The following is a 15,123-nucleotide window of genomic DNA, read 5'->3' as shown; positions in this document are numbered from 1 at the left end:
AACGCGACAGATCAGACATCGGGAGACGGCATGCAACAGACTCATCCGGCCGCGTCGGCGACGCTGCTGGCCGACAGCCGCAACACGCTCGGCGAAGGCGCGACGTGGTGCGACAGGACGCACGCGCTGTATTGGGTGGACATCGAAGGCGCGCGGCTGTGGCGCTGCCGCGCGGACGGCTCGGACCTCGCGCAGTGGGCGATGCCCGAACGGCTCGCGTGCTTCGCGCTGACCGACGAGCCGGACGTGCTGCTCGTCGGGCTCGCGACCCATCTCGCGTTCTTCGACCTGCGCAGCGGCGCGTTCACGCGGATCGTCGACGTCGAGCCTGACTTGCCGACGCGGCTCAACGACGGGCGCGGCGACGGGGCCGGCGCATTCGTGTTCGGGATGAAGGACGAAGGCGCCGAGCCGCCGCGCGCGGTCGGCGGGTTCTATCGCCTCAACCCCGACCTCACGCTCGAACGGCTCGCGTTGCCGCCGGCCGCGATCGCGAACAGCATCGGGTTCTCGCCGGACGGTTCGAAAATGTATTTCTGCGATTCGCTGGTGCGCGAGATTTTCGTGTGCGATTACCGTGCGGGTGGCGACGTCGCGAACGTGCGGCCGTTCGCGCGGCTGATCGATGCCAATGGTGATCCGGACGGGTCGATCGTCGATCGCGACGGTGGGCTGTGGAATGCGCAGTGGGGCGGCAGGCGCGTGGTGCGTTATGGGCCGGACGGGGTCGAGACGGATCGCGTTGAAGTGCCGACCGCGCAGCCGAGCTGCGTTGCGATCGACGGTGAAGGCCGGCTGTATGTGACGAGTGCGCGTGTTGACCTGAGCGATGACGCGCTGGCCGGCGATGTGCACGCGGGCGGCGTGTTCGTCGCGCAGACGCGCTACGCGGGGCTGCCGACCGCGCGGTTCGCGGGCCGGCGCGCGTCGCACGGCTGACCGCCGCAGCCGACCGCGCATACCGCGCGTGTCGCGTACAACCGGACAGAACGACGTTTCGCGTGCTGGTAAGATGGCTCGCAATTCCATCCAGCACGCGCCATGAGTTCCACCCCGACCAAGCCCGCCCGTTCGAAACCCGCCGCGAAGGACGCCGCCCGCGCCACGGGCGACAAGCCGAAAGCGCGCGTGCAACAACGTCTGACCTACGTGATCGGTGGCCTCGACCGGCTGCTGCGCCGTCACATGACCGACGCGCTCGCGCCGCTCGGCATCACGCTCGCGCAATACACGGCGCTGTCGGTGCTCGAGGCGCGCGGCGCATCGTCGAACGCGCAACTGGCCGAGCGCTCGTGGATCACGCCGCAATCGGCGAACGAGGTGATGAGCGTGATGGCCGCCCGCGGTTTCGTCACGCGCGAAGCCGACCCGTCGCACGGTCGCATCATCCTGCTGAAGCTGACCGACGCAGGCGCGGCGATGCTGCGCGAATGCGAAGCCGTGCTGCGCCCGCTTGAGGCCCGCATGCTGGGCGACATCCCGGCCGACGACGCCGCGCACGTGCAGCGCGCGCTCGAACTGTTCTCGCGCAACCTGCGCGGCTGAGCGCTTCCCCGATTTTCACGACGCGGGCCCGTTCGGCCCGTGCTCGCTTCGTCCGCGCCATCCGCGATCGTCCGACCGCTCCCTGATTTCCCCGCCGCATTCTCCGGTTTCCGCTCCGGGTTTACACCGGCGCTCGTGCCGCTTGCAATATCAGGTAGCCTGATATTAAATGAAGTCGTCCGCAGCACGCAGGCTGCGCACCGAATCGCACTGGAAACGAACGACAGGAACAGACATGAGCAAGTACGACAACCGCTGGCAGACCGTTGAAGTGAAAGTGGAGGCCGGCATCGCGTGGGTGACGTTGAATCGCCCCGAGAAGCGCAACGCAATGAGCCCTACGCTGAACCAGGAGATGCTTCAGGTGCTCGACGCGGTCGAGTTCGACGACGAGGCGAAGGTGCTCGTCCTGACCGGCGCGGGGGCCGCATGGACGGCCGGCATGGATCTGAAGGAGTATTTCCGCGAGATCGACGGCGGCCCGGACGCGTTGCAGGAAAAGGTGCGCCGCGACGCATCGGAATGGCAGTGGCGCCGCCTGCGGATGTACGGCAAGCCGACCATCGCGATGGTGAACGGCTGGTGCTTCGGCGGCGGGTTCTCGCCGCTCGTCGCGTGCGACCTTGCGATCGCGGCCGACGAAGCGGTGTTCGGGCTGTCGGAGATCAACTGGGGCATCCCGCCCGGCAACCTCGTCAGCAAGGCGATGGCCGACACGGTCGGACACCGCCGCGCGCTGCACTACATCATGACCGGCGACACGTTCACCGGCGTCGAAGCCGCGGAGATGGGCCTCGTGAACAGCAGCGTGCCGCTCGCCGGGCTGCGCGACGCGACGATCGCGCTCGCCGCACGGCTGATGGACAAGAACCCGGTCGTGCTGCGCGCGGCGAAGCACGGCTTCAAGCGCTCGCGCGAACTCACGTGGGAGCAGTGCGAGGATTACCTGTATGCGAAGCTCGACCAGGCGCAACTGCGCGACTCGGAGCGCGGCCGCGAACAGGGGCTGAAGCAGTTCCTCGACGACAAGGCGATCAAGCCGGGTCTGCAAGCCTACAAGCGCTGATACAAGCGCGGACGCAGCCGCCGGCTTCCCCGCCGGCGTAATCGCAAGAGACAGGCAAGGCAGGAGACGACATGACCGACAGACGGATGCTGATCGGCGGCGAGTGGTGCACCGCCCGCGACGGCCGCACCTTCGACCGCTTCAACCCCGCGACGGGCGCGCTTGCGTCGCGCGCGCCGGCGGCCGGCAGCGCCGACGCCGACGCGGCGATCGACGCCGCGCACCGCGCGTTCCCCGCATGGGCGGCGCTCGCGCCGACCGAGCGCCGCCGACTGCTGCTGAAGGCGGCCGACCTGATGGACGCGCGCATCGACGAGATCATCGCGACCGGCGTCGCCGAAACGGGCGCGACGCCCGGCTGGATCGGCTTCAACGTGACGCTCGCGGCGAACATGCTGCGCGAGGCCGCGTCGATGACGACGCAGATCGCCGGCGACGTGATTCCGTCCGACGTACCGGGCAATCTCGCGCTCGCGATGCGGGTGCCGTGCGGCGTGGTGCTCGGCATCGCGCCGTGGAACGCGCCGGTGATCCTCGGCACGCGGGCGCTGGCGATGCCGCTCGCGTGCGGCAACACGGTCGTGCTGAAGGCGTCCGAGGCGTGCCCGGGCGTGCACGCGCTGATCGGCGCGGTGCTGGACGAAGCCGGGCTCGGCGCCGGCGTGGTCAACGTGATCACGCACGCGGCGGCCGATGCACCGGCGCTTGTCGAACGGATGATCGCGCATCCGCATGTGAAGCGGATCAACTTCACCGGGTCGACGCACGTCGGCCGCATCATCGCGCGCCACGCGGCCGCGCACCTGAAACCCGTGCTGCTCGAACTCGGCGGCAAGGCGCCGGTGCTGGTGCTCGACGATGCGGATCTCGATGCAGCCGTCGACGCGATCGCGTTCGGCGCGTTCTTCAACCAGGGGCAGATCTGCATGTCGACCGAGCGCGTGATCGCCGCGCGGCCGGTCGCCGATGCGCTCGTCGAGCGGCTCGCCGCAAAGGCGCGCACGCTGGTTGCCGGCGATCCGCTGGCCGGCCATCCGCTCGGCACGATGGTCGATGCGTCGGCCGCCACGCGCGCGGCGTCGCTGGTCGAGGATGCGCGTGCGCACGGTGCGCATCTGCCGCTCGGCTGCCGCGTCGAAGGCGCGACGATGCAGCCGGCGATCGTCGACGGCGTGACGCCCGAGATGCGCCTGTATCGCGAGGAATCGTTCGCGCCGGTCGTCGCGATCCTGCGTGCGGACAACGACGACGAAGCGGTCGCGCTCGCGAACGACAGCGAGTTCGGGCTGTCGGCGAGCGTGTTCAGTCGCGACGTCGCGCGTGCGATGGCGGTCGCGCGCCGAATCGAATCGGGGATCTGCCACATCAACGGGCCGACCGTGCACGACGAAGCGCAGATGCCGTTCGGCGGCACGAAGGCGAGCGGCTACGGCCGCTTCGGCAGCCGCGCGTCGATCGCCGAATTCACCGAGCTGCGCTGGATCACCGTGCAGACCGCGCCACGGCATTACCCGGTATGAGCGAGCCGACGATGAATGTTGAGACGCCCGCCAGCGGCCCGATGAACGACACGGGCGCCGTGCGCTATCGCGCGGCCGCCGTCGCGGTCGGCTCGGCCGAGATTCGCCGCGCCGACGACGGTACCTGGTACCTGCGCTCGCGCGAACCGCTCGGCGATTATCCGACGCGCGTCACCGACTGCCTCGTGCGCGGCGCGCAAGCGCATCCGGAGCGCGTGCTGGCCGCGCGGCGCGGCGCCGACGGCCGCTGGATCGAGATCACGTACGCGCGGATGCTCGAACGCGCCCGCGCGCTCGGCCAGGGCCTCGTCGATCTCGGGCTGTCGGCCGAGCGCCCGCTCGCGGTGCTGTCCGGCAACGACCTCGAGCATCTGCAGCTGATGTTCGCGGCGATGCTGGCCGGCGTGCCGTACTCGCCGATCTCGCCCGCGTATTCGCTGGTGTCGACCGACTACGGCAAGCTGCGTCACACGCTCGGCGTGCTGCGGCCGGGCGCGGTGTTCGTCGCCGAACGCGCGCCGTTCGCGCGGGCGCTCGATGCGACGTTGCCGACCGATGCGGCGCTGATCGTCGCGCACGATGCCGATGTCGACGCCGAGGGCCGCGCGGTGCCGCTGTCGCGCCTGCTCGCCACCGCCCCGCGCACGATCGACGCGATTCACGAGGCGGTCGGCCCCGACCATCTCGCGAAGATCCTGTTCACGTCCGGTTCGACGAAGCAGCCGAAGGCCGTGCCGACCACGCACCGGATGCTGTGCAGCAACCAGCAGATGTTGCGGCAGACGATGCCGGAACTGACGCGCGAGCCGCCGGTGCTGGTCGACTGGCTGCCGTGGAATCACACGTTCGGCGGCAGCCACAACCTGGGCATCGCGCTGTACAACGGCGGCACGCTGTATATCGACGACGGTCGCCCGGTGCCCGGCCGCTTCGACGAAACCGTGCGCAACCTGCGCGAGATCGCGCCGACGATCTACTTCAACGTGCCGAAGGGCTGGGAGGAACTGACCGCCGCGCTCGAACGCGATGCCGAATTGCGCGACACGTTCTTCTCGCGCGTGAAGCTGTATTTCTTCGGCGGCGCGGGGCTGTCGCAGGCCGCGTGGGACCGGCTCGACCGCGTGACCGAAGCGCATTGCGGCGAGCGCATCCGGATCATGGCCGGCCTCGGGATGACGGAGGCGTCGCCGTCGTGCCTGTTCACGACGGGGCCGCTGATGCGCGCAGGCTATATCGGGCTGCCCGCGCCCGGCTGCGACGCGAAGCTCGTGCCGTGCGGCGGCAAGCACGAGCTGCGCTTCAAGGGGCCGAACGTGATGCGCGGCTACTGGCACGCGGACGTCGATCCGCGCGACGTGTTCGACGAAGAAGGCTATTACCGCAGCGGCGACGCAGGCGTCTTCGCCGATCCGGCGCGGCCGGAACTCGGGCTGCTGTTCGACGGGCGGCTGACCGAGGATTTCAAGCTGAGCAGCGGCACGTTCGTCAGCGTCGGGCCATTGCGCGCGAACGCGGTGTCGACGGGCGCGCCGTACGTGCAGGACGTGGTCGTCACCGGGATCAATCGCGACGACATCGGCTTGCTGGTGTTTCCGCGTGTCGACGCGTGCCGTGCGCTGGCAGGGCTCGCCGCCGATGCGTCGGTGACCGACGTGCTGCGCGCGCCGGCCGTGCGCGCGGCGTTCGCGACGTGGCTTGCCGCGCTGAACCGGAACGCGAGCGGCGGATCGACGTTCGTCGCGCGGATCCGGCTGATCGACACGCCGCCGTCGCTCGATCTCGGCGAAGTGACCGACAAGGGTTCGCTGAACCAGGCGGCCGTGCAGAAGCATCGCGCGGCGGCGATCGAAGCACTGTACGACCCGGCGCGACGCGATCCCGACGTGATTTACGCGTAAGCGCACGCACGGGCAGCAACGAGCAGCAAGCAGTCAGCAACAACAAGCAGGCACAACGACCGGCCGGCCACGACACCGGCGGGCATTCTTGCGGCCGGTGAATCAGGTTGCCTGATAAAGGCAACCTTTCATTCGACACCTCGCGCGCCGAACCGCCACTGGCCGGCGGCGGCGCGCGACGGTCGTTGCACGGCCGACCGACTACAAAGACATGGGACTGGAGACATGAACACTTACGTTGCCGAAAAATCCACGGTCGCGACCACGCTGGCGTTGTGTTTCGCGATCGCCCTCCTCGAAGGGCTCGACCTGCAGTCGGTCGGCGTCGCCGCGCCGCGGATGGCGCGCGAATTCGGGCTGTCCGTATCGCAGATGGGCATCGCGTTCAGCGCGGGCACCTTCGGGCTGCTGCCGGGTGCGATGCTCGGCGGGCGGCTCGCCGACCGGATCGGCCGCAAGCGCGTGCTGATCGCGTCGACCGTGCTGTTCGGGCTGCTGTCGATCGCGACCGCGCAGGTCTCGAGCTTCGCGATGCTCGTCGTCGTGCGCGTGCTGACCGGTATCGGCCTCGGCGGCGCGATGCCCAACCTGATCGCGCTGTCGTCCGAAGCGGTCGAGCCGCGCTCGCGCAGCAGCGCGGTCGCGACGATGTACTGCGGGATCCCGTTCGGCGGCGTGATCGCGTCGCTGATCGGCGTGCTGCTCGCGGGCGACACCGAATGGCGGCACATCTTCTACGTCGGCGGCCTAGGGCCGCTGCTGCTCGTGCCGCTGCTCGTGTGGTGCCTGCCGGAATCGCGCGCGTATCTCGACGTCGCGGGCACGCAGGCCGCGCGCGCCAGCGTCGCCCGGACGCTGTTCGGCGACGGCCGTACGACGTCGACGCTCGCGCTGTGGGTCAGCTACTTCTGCACGCTGATCGTCCTCTACTTCCTGCTGAACTGGCTGCCGTCGCTGATGGCCGCGCGCGGGCTCGATCGCGCGCACGTCGGCCTCGTGCAGATCGCGTTCAACGTCGGCGCGGGGCTCGGCGCGCTCGGCATCGGCGCGGCACTCGACCGGATGCGCGCGTCGCGCGTGGTCGGCGGCATGTACGTCGGAATCGTGCTGTCGCTCGCCGCGCTGGCGGCCGCACCCGGCTTCGCGTCGCTCGCGGCGGCTGCGTTCGCGGCCGGGATGTTCGTCGTCGGCGGCCAGTCGGTGCTGTATGCGCTGGCCGCGATGTACTACCCGACCGCGATGCGCGGGACCGGCGTCGGCTCGGCGGTCGCCGTCGGCCGGCTCGGCTCCGTCGTCGGCCCGCTCGCGGCCGCGACGTTGCTGGCCGCCGGCCGCAGCGCGCCGGTCGTGATCGGCGCGAGCATCCCCGTCACGCTGGTCGCGGCCGTGGCCGCGCTGCTGTTGATCCGCCGCCCGCGGGCCGGCGACTGACATTGCCCGGTTCTTTCGATGCGCGCCGTCAGAGCGCGCGATTCAACATGGTCTGGAGACGCAACGAAATGAAGACGAAGACAAGGAATGGCCTGCTGGCCGCCGGCGCGTGCTGCGCGCTCGCCGCGCCGGGCGCGCACGCGCAGTCGAGCGTGACGCTGTACGGGATCATCGACACGGGCGTCGAATTCGTGTCGCACGCGAACGCGGCCGGCGATCACGTGGTGCGGATGCCGGGCGTGACGGGCGAACTGCCGTCGCGCTGGGGGCTGCGCGGCAGCGAGGATCTCGGCGGCGGCTATCAGGCGGTGTTCACGCTCGAAAGCGGCTTCAACGTGCGCGGCGGCGATCTCGGCCAGGGCGGCCGGCTGTTCGGGCGGCAGGCGTTCGTCGGGCTGAAGAGCGGCTTCGGCACGCTCGCGTTCGGCCGCCAGTACACGATGACCTATCTCGCGCTGCAGGGCGCGGACATCATCGGCCCCGACATCTACGGGCTCGGCTCGTTCGACGCGTACGTGCCGAACGGCCGCGCCGACAATGCGGTGACCTACCTCGGCACGTATCGCGGCGTGACGCTCGGCGCCGCGTATTCGTTCGGCCGCGACGGCGCGGGCACCGGCAATTCGCCGGGGCAGGGCACGTGCGCGGGGCAGGTGCCGGGCGACGCGGTGCAATGCCGCAACTGGTCGGTGATGCTCAAGTACGACAGCGCGTACTTCGGTGCGGCGGCGTCGTACGAGGAACAGCGCGGTGGTACCGCAGCGGCCGCCAACTTCTTCGACGGCGTGGCGCCCGTTCCCTTCACCAGCAGCGGCGGCAAGGATGCGCGCACCCACGTGAGCGCGTATGCGCAAGCGGCCGGCGCGAAGGTCGGCGCGGGCTGGATCGGGCGGCGCGTGTCGACCGGTTCGCCGGCGGCGGCGGGCGCGCATTCGGACCTGTTCTTCGTCGGCGCGTCGTATGCGGTGAAGCCCGATTTCATCGTCGACGGCGAAGGCTACCGGATCGTCAATTCCGCGCACGACACACGCGCGACGATGGCCACGCTGCGCGCGACCTATCTGCTGACCAAGCGCACGGCCGTCTATGCGCAATCGTCGTATCTGTGGAACAGCGCGCATGCACGCTACTCGGTCAGCGGCGGCGGGCCCGGCACCACGCCCGGCGCGGGGATGGGGCAGCTCGGCGCGATGGTCGGCATGCGGCACATGTTCTGATTCACTGGCGTGACGAACCGAACGGGAGCTATCTTGAACAGAAAATCTGCATTCCTTTGCATTGCGCCGTTGTCTGCCGCCGCGATGCTCGCCGGGTGCGGCGGCGACGATTCGGTCAGCGCCGCGCCCACGCACCTGAGCGCCGCGACGCCGGCCGCGATGGCGCAGACCTGCGACGCGCTCGCCGCGAAGCTCGCGTATGCGAACACGTCGTTCACGTCGGTGACGACCGCCGCGGCCGGCACGCTGACGGTGGCCGGCAAGCCGGTCGCCGAGCACTGCGTGATCGCCGGCAAGATGAACGAGCGCGTGAGCGCGGTGGACGGCAAGACCTATGCGATCGGCTTCGAGATGCGTTTGCCGAAAGCATGGAACGGCCGCTTCTTCTACCAGGCCAACGGCGGGCTCGACGGCAACGTCGTGACCGCGACCGGCGAGATCGGCGGCGGCGGGCCGTTGACCAATGCGCTGAACCAGGGGTTCGCGGTGATCAGCTCGGATTCGGGGCACAGCGCCGCGCAGAATCCGCTGTTCGGTCTCGATCCGCAGGCGCGGATCGATTACGGCTACGGCGCGGTCGACGCGCTGACGCCGATGGCCAAGCAGGTGATCCGGCTCGCGTACGGCAAGGCGCCCGATCGCAGCTATTTCGGCGGCTGCTCGAACGGCGGCCGTCACGCGATGGTCACGGCGGTGCGCAACCCGGCCGACTACGACGGCATCATTGCGGGCGACCCGGGCTTCCATCTGCCGAAGGCGGCGATCGGCGAGATGTATGGCGCGCAGCAGTTCGCGAAGATCGCGTCGGCCACCGGAACGAACGGGCTGCCGGATATCCGCAGCGGTTTCAACGATGCGGAGCGCCAGTTCGTCGGCGCGAAGATTCTCGAGAAATGCGATGCGCTCGATGGCGCGGCCGACGGGATGGTGCAGGACGTCGCCGCGTGCCAGGCGCACTTCAGTGTCGAGGCCGATATCCCGACCTGCGCGAACGGCACGCGCACGGGCGCCTGCCTGACGCCTGCGCAGAAAACCGCGCTGGAGAACGTGTTCGCCGGTGCGCGCAACAGCGCGGGCACGGCGCTCTACGCGAGCTTCCCGTACGATCCGGGCATCTCGGGCCCTAGTTGGGCTGGGTGGAAGCAGTCGAATTCCGTCACGCTCGATCCGGCCGCGATGGCGTTCACGTTCATGACGCCGCCGAAAACCGCCGCGGCGCTCGCGAACCTGCCCGGTTTCGCGCTCGGTTTCGACATGGACAACGACGCGCCGGCGATCTTCGCGACGAACGGCATTTACACGCAATCGTCGTGGTCGTTCATGACGCCGCCCGACGAGACGAACCTCGCCGCGCTGAAGGCGCGCGGCGCGAAGCTGCTCGTCTATCACGGCACGGGCGATCCGGTGTTCTCGTTCAACGACACGCGCGACTGGTATGCGAACGTCACGCAGGCGAACGGCGGCGACGCGTCGAACTTCGCGCGCTTCTATCCGGTGCCGGGGATGAATCACTGTTCGGGCGGGCCGGCGGCCGACCAGTTCGACATGCTGACGCCGCTCGTCGCGTGGGTCGAGCAGGGGCAGGCGCCGGCCGCGATCGTGGCCGCCGCGCGCGACACGACGAACGCGGTGCCGAACGCGGACGTGCCCGCGTCGTGGGGCGCGGGACGCACGCGGCCGTTGTGCCCGTATCCGCAGGTCGCGCGCTACAACGGCTCGGGCGACGTGAATTCGGCGGCGAGCTTCAGTTGTCGCTGACGTAGCCGTCGATGGGAGGCGGCCGGCGCATGCAACGATGTGCCGGCCGCTTCATGGCCCCATTCATTTACTCGCCGGCATCGACCGGCACGTCGAGCCCGACCTTCACGCGGCTCATGCTCACCAGCGTCTTGAACCGCTTCACGTTGTTGTTCGCGAAGAACAGCTCGCGCGTGAGCGCGTTGTACTGATCCATGTTGCGCACCGCGAGGATCAGCACGAAATCCCATTCCCCCGTCACGTAGTAGCACTGCTGGATCTGCAGGCAGCGCTCGAATGCGCGCTTCATCGCGTCGAGCTGGTCGATCTGCTCGCTCTCGACCTCGACGTTCACGACGATCGTCAGCGGATGGTCGACCTTGTCCGGCGCGACGACGGCCGTGTAGCGCTCGATCACGCCGTCTTCCGCGAGGCGCCGCAGCCGCCGGTTCACCGCGGCCGTCGACAGGTTGACGCGCGCGCCGAGCTCGGCTTGCGGCGTCTGCGCGTCGCGCTGGACTTCCATCAGCAACTTGCGATCGAACGCATCGAGAGGGGGCGTCATGATGGTGTGTCGAACCTCGGAAGAATGAGAAATTTTTGCGTCTGGGCCATCGATTTGGCGATTTTGTTGACCGGCATGCGCAATATTATTTTTCCAACCGACGGCAAGCGCAACCCGCGCCTGCCCGACCCGACCCGACCCACCCGACGGACCGCCCGCGCGGTCCTGATCCGGAGCCTTTCGTCATGCTGATCGCCAACCCGCGCGCGTCGCGCACCGCTTACCCGAACGCGCTGCGCCGCGTGATGAACATCGCGTCGGCCGACGAAAGCGGCGCGTGGCTCGCGCACTGGCCGCTCGTCGGCCACGCGCGCACGCCGCTGCGCGCGCTGCCCGATCTGGCCGCGCGGCTCGGCGTCGCGAGCGTCAGCGTGAAGGACGAGTCGTGCCGCTCGCCGCTCGGCAGCTTCAAGGCGCTCGGCGCGCCGATCGCGCTGGTGCGGCTCGTGAAGCGGTTGCGCCGCACGCAAGAACTCGATCCGCAGGGGCTCGTCACCGGCTGCTACGCGTCCGAGCTGGCCGACCTGACGGTGATCAGCGCGACCGACGGCAATCACGGCCGCGCGCTGGCTGCCGCCGCGCGCGCGATCGGCTGCGGCTGCGTGATCGTGCTGCATGCGAACGTCGACGCCGAGCGCGAACGCGCGATCTCGGCCTACGGCGCGCGGATCGTGCGCATCGCGGGGAACTACGACGAATCGGTCGTCTGCGCGGCGCAGCTCGCGCAGGCGAACGGCTGGTACGTCGTGTCGGATACGTCGTACGACGGCTACGAAGCGATTCCGCGCGACGTGATGCAGGGCTACGGCGTGATCGCCGCCGAAGCGGCCGCGCAGGCCGCGGAGGACGACGGACGGCCGTTCACGCACGTGTTCCTGCAAGGCGGCGTGGGCGGCCTCGCCGCGGGCGTCGCGAGTTACCTGTGGGAGCGCGACGGCGTGCAGCGGCCACGCTTCGTCGTCGTCGAGCCGCGCCAGGCCGATTGCCTGTACCAGAGCGCGTTGGCCGGCCGTGCGACGAAGGCGACCGGCAGCGTCGATTCGGTGATGGCCGGGCTCGCATGCGGCGAGGCGTCGCCGCTCGCGTGGGATTTCCTCAAGATGTGCATCGACTACTTCATGCTGATCGACGACGAGGACGCGGTGCAGGCGATGCGCGGCCTCGCGGCCGGCAGCGCACGCGACGTGCCGGTCGTCGCCGGCGAATCGGGCGCGGCCGGCGTGGCCGGGCTCGACGTGCTGATGCGCGACCCGACGCTCGCGCGGCAGGTCGGGCTCGATGCGAATGCGCGCGTGCTGGCGATCAACACGGAAGGGGCGACCGCGCCGTCCGTGTACCGGCATTGCGTCGGCGAGACGGCCGACGCGGTGCTCGCGCGGCAGCGCGACTGGCTGAGCCGCGTGGCGGTGGCGGCCTGAACGACATGACGACCGACGTGACTATCGACGAGGCCAACGCAATGGACACAATCGACGCAACGGCAGAAAGCACGCTGCAGGGGCAGCTGAAGACCTGGCGCCGCCATCTGCACCAGTATCCGGAGACGGGTTTCGAAGAGGTGAACACGTCGGACTACGTCGCGCGGATTCTCACGACGCTCGGGCTCGACGTACATCGCGGCATCGGCGGCACCGGGCTCGTCGCGAACCTGACGGCCGGCACGGGCCGGCGCGCGATCGGCATTCGCGCGGACATGGACGCGCTGAACATCGCCGAGCACGCACCGGGTCGCGAACACGTATCGCGCACACCGGGCAAGATGCATGCGTGCGGACACGACGGCCACATGTCGATGGTGCTCGGCGCCGCACAACTGCTGGCCGAGCGCAAGGATTTCGACGGCACGGTGCGCTTCATCTTCCAGCCGGCGGAAGAGCACGGCCGCGGCGCGAAGGCGATGATGGCCGACGGGCTGTTCGAGCGCTTTCCGGTCGACGCGATCTTCGGCGCGCACAACATGCCGGGCATGCGCGCGGGCACGTTCTCGACGCGTGCGGGCGGCATCATGGCGAGCGAGGACAACTTCGTGATCCGGATCGACGGGCGCGGCACGCATGCGGCGCGTCCGCACATGGGCATCGACCCGATCGTGATCGGCTCGCAGATCGTGCTCGCGCTGCAGACGATCGTGTCGCGCAATCTCGACCCGGGCCAGCAGGCGGTGATCTCGTGCACGGAATTCATCACCGACGGGCTGCGCAACGTGCTGCCGTCGACCGTGACGATCAAGGGCGACACGCGCAGCTATTCGCGCGACGTGCAGGCGCTGCTGGAAACGCGGATGCGCGCGATCAGCGAAGGGATCTGCCGCACGCACGGCGCGACCTGCACGTTCGAATACACGCACGAGTTCGCGCCGACGGTGAATTCGCCGGAATGGGTCGACACGGCCGTGCAGGCCGCTGCGCACGTCGCGGGCGCCGACGCGGTGCACGCCGACGTGCAGCCGATGATGATCTCGGAGGATTTCGGCGCGTTCCTGCAGGCAGTGCCGGGCAACTTCGCGTTCATCGGCAACGGCGAGGCGGCCGGGCAGGGCGGCGTGCCGCTGCACAACGCAACCTACGATTTCAACGACGCGATCCTGCCGGTGGGCGCGCGGTATTTCGCGGAAGTGGCGCGGCGGGCGTTGAAGGCGGTGTAGCGAAAGCGGCGGCCCGGTACGCGCTCGCGCGCGTACCGGCCCTGCGTCAGCGCATCACACCAGCTCACCGAGACACGCATCGAACTGCGCGACGAGCCGGTCGACATCGTCATCGGTCGTTTGCGGGCACACGAGCATCATGTTGTGGAACGGCGTGATCAGCACGCCGCGATTCAGCAGGTACAGGTGCACGATGTGCTCGAGTTCGCTGTCGAGCTGCGCGCCGGCCAGCGTGCCGTTGCGCGGCGGCACCGGCGCGAACTGAAACTCGGTGCGCGCGCCGATGCGCGTCACGCACCACGGCAGCCGGTGTGTCGCGATCGCGTGTTCGAGGCCCGTCGCGAGCCGCGCGGCGAGTGCGAACATGTGCGCATACGCGGCGTCGGTCGCGACTTCGGCGAGCGTCGCGCGCATCGCATGCATCGCGAGCATGTTCGCGGTGAGCGTCGTGCCGATGCCCGAGTGGCCGGGCGGCGCGTTCAGCTTCGCCTGCTTGGCGCGCGCCGCGAATTCGGCGCTGAACCCGTACACCGCGCACGGCACGCCGCCCGCGATCGGCTTGCCGACCACCAGCATGTCCGGTTCGAGACCGTGCGCGACCGCGTAACCGCCGGGGCCGCTGCTGATCGTGTGCGTCTCGTCGATCACCAGCAGCGTGCCGGTGCGGCGCGTCAGTTCGCGCGCGGCTTCCCAGAAACCCGGGTCGGGCAGCACCATGCCGATGTTCGTCATCGCGGGCTCCGCGAGCACGCACGCGACATCGCCGTCCTGCAGCGCCGCTTCGAGCGCGGCCAGATCGTTGAACTCGATGACGCGCGTGTTCGCGAGCAGGTCGTACGACTGCCCGAGCAGGCTGTCGCGCTGTACCGGGCGGCCGTCGACGAGATCGACGAACACGTCGTCGACCGTGCCGTGATAACAGCCGTTGAACACGACGATCGTGTTGCGGCCGGTGGCCGCGCGCGCCCAGCGCAGCACGAAGCGGTTCGCGTCGCTCGCGCTCAACGCGAATTGCCAGACCGGCAACTTGAAGCGCCGCGCGAGTTCGCGCGACACCCACGCGGCGTCCTCGCTCGGCAGCATCGTCGTGTAGCCGCGCGTGGCCTGTTCGACGAGCGCGCGGGCGACGGGTTCGGGCGCATGGCCGAACATCGCGCCGGTGTCGCCGAGGCAGAAATCGACGTAGCGATGACCGTCGACGTCGGTAAACGTCGCGCCGCGGGCTTCCTTCACGTAGAGCGAGAACGGGGTCGACCAGTCCTGCATCCAGTGCAACGGCACGCCGAACAGCAAGTGCTCGGACGCTTCCGCGGACAGCGCGCGGGAAACCGGCATGGCTTCGGTGAACGTCTGGCGTTCGCGATCGAACAGCGCGCGGGCGCGGATGAGGTCGACTCCGTGGCGGGTAGGCAAAGGCAGCTCCTGGGCTGTGGGGATGGGGGAAACGATAGCGCGGGTGGCGCGGGGCTGACCAGAGGCGGAATTACCGAGGCGGTTGGC

The 15,123-nt window shown here is 69.4% G+C and carries 12 protein-coding genes; 10 read left to right on the top strand and 2 right to left on the bottom strand.

What is annotated here, in order from left to right:
* Positions 1–30: 30 nt before the first annotated feature.
* The 8 genes from H0X90_RS14235 (at position 31) to H0X90_RS14200 (ending at position 10,435) form a co-directional block, all read left to right on the top strand.
* A complete protein-coding gene (locus H0X90_RS14235; RefSeq protein ID WP_077189869.1) occupies positions 31–939 on the top strand; it encodes an SMP-30/gluconolactonase/LRE family protein in 909 nt (302 codons plus the stop codon).
* Between the two features lie 102 nt (positions 940–1,041).
* The gene (locus H0X90_RS14230) at positions 1,042–1,545 is read left to right on the top strand and encodes a MarR family winged helix-turn-helix transcriptional regulator (protein WP_034203131.1); all 504 of its coding nucleotides are present in this window, start codon (positions 1,042–1,044) and stop codon (positions 1,543–1,545) included.
* Positions 1,546–1,780: 235 nt separating this feature from the next.
* Positions 1,781–2,611, top strand: a complete 831-nt coding sequence (locus H0X90_RS14225) for a p-hydroxycinnamoyl CoA hydratase/lyase (protein ID WP_077189870.1) — start codon at positions 1,781–1,783, stop codon at positions 2,609–2,611.
* Positions 2,612–2,682: 71 nt separating this feature from the next.
* The gene (locus H0X90_RS14220) at positions 2,683–4,131 is read left to right on the top strand and encodes an aldehyde dehydrogenase (RefSeq protein ID WP_012493643.1); all 1,449 of its coding nucleotides are present in this window, start codon (positions 2,683–2,685) and stop codon (positions 4,129–4,131) included.
* An 11-nt stretch (positions 4,132–4,142) separates the two neighbouring features.
* Positions 4,143–6,029 (top strand): feruloyl-CoA synthase, encoded by a 1,887-nt coding sequence (locus H0X90_RS14215; RefSeq protein WP_227745540.1) that lies wholly within the window; start codon positions 4,143–4,145, stop codon positions 6,027–6,029.
* A gap of 225 nt (positions 6,030–6,254) precedes the next feature.
* Positions 6,255–7,460, top strand: a complete 1,206-nt coding sequence (gene mhpT, locus H0X90_RS14210) for a 3-(3-hydroxy-phenyl)propionate transporter MhpT (protein ID WP_006494303.1) — start codon at positions 6,255–6,257, stop codon at positions 7,458–7,460.
* 68 nt (positions 7,461–7,528) lie between these two features.
* On the top strand, positions 7,529–8,677 hold the full coding sequence (locus H0X90_RS14205; protein WP_077189872.1) for a porin: 1,149 nt from the start codon (positions 7,529–7,531) through the stop codon (positions 8,675–8,677).
* 33 nt (positions 8,678–8,710) lie between these two features.
* Entirely contained in the window at positions 8,711–10,435 is a 1,725-nt protein-coding gene (locus tag H0X90_RS14200) for a tannase/feruloyl esterase family alpha/beta hydrolase (RefSeq protein WP_077189873.1), read from the top strand.
* A 67-nt stretch (positions 10,436–10,502) separates the two neighbouring features.
* Here H0X90_RS14200 and H0X90_RS14195 read toward each other — a convergent pair whose 3' ends face one another.
* Positions 10,503–10,979, bottom strand: coding sequence for an Lrp/AsnC family transcriptional regulator (locus H0X90_RS14195; RefSeq protein ID WP_077189874.1), 477 nt, complete (start codon positions 10,977–10,979; stop codon positions 10,503–10,505).
* Positions 10,980–11,164: 185 nt separating this feature from the next.
* Between H0X90_RS14195 and H0X90_RS14190 the strand changes: the two genes are divergently transcribed.
* The gene (locus tag H0X90_RS14190) at positions 11,165–12,397 is read left to right on the top strand and encodes a diaminopropionate ammonia-lyase (protein ID WP_077189875.1); all 1,233 of its coding nucleotides are present in this window, start codon (positions 11,165–11,167) and stop codon (positions 12,395–12,397) included.
* Positions 12,398–12,438: 41 nt separating this feature from the next.
* Complete coding sequence (locus tag H0X90_RS14185) at positions 12,439–13,623, top strand: M20 aminoacylase family protein (RefSeq protein WP_077189913.1); 1,185 nt, start codon at positions 12,439–12,441, stop codon at positions 13,621–13,623.
* 54 nt (positions 13,624–13,677) lie between these two features.
* Here the strand turns inward: H0X90_RS14185 and H0X90_RS14180 are convergent, their stop codons facing one another.
* Complete coding sequence (locus H0X90_RS14180; RefSeq protein ID WP_006494308.1) at positions 13,678–15,036, bottom strand: aspartate aminotransferase family protein; 1,359 nt, start codon at positions 15,034–15,036, stop codon at positions 13,678–13,680.
* Positions 15,037–15,123 lie beyond the last annotated feature (87 nt).

This window comes from Burkholderia sp. 9775_39, from assembly GCF_015712225.1.
Lineage (GTDB): Bacteria > Pseudomonadota > Gammaproteobacteria > Burkholderiales > Burkholderiaceae > Burkholderia > Burkholderia cenocepacia.
This window is presented reverse-complemented; position numbering and strand designations above follow the sequence as displayed.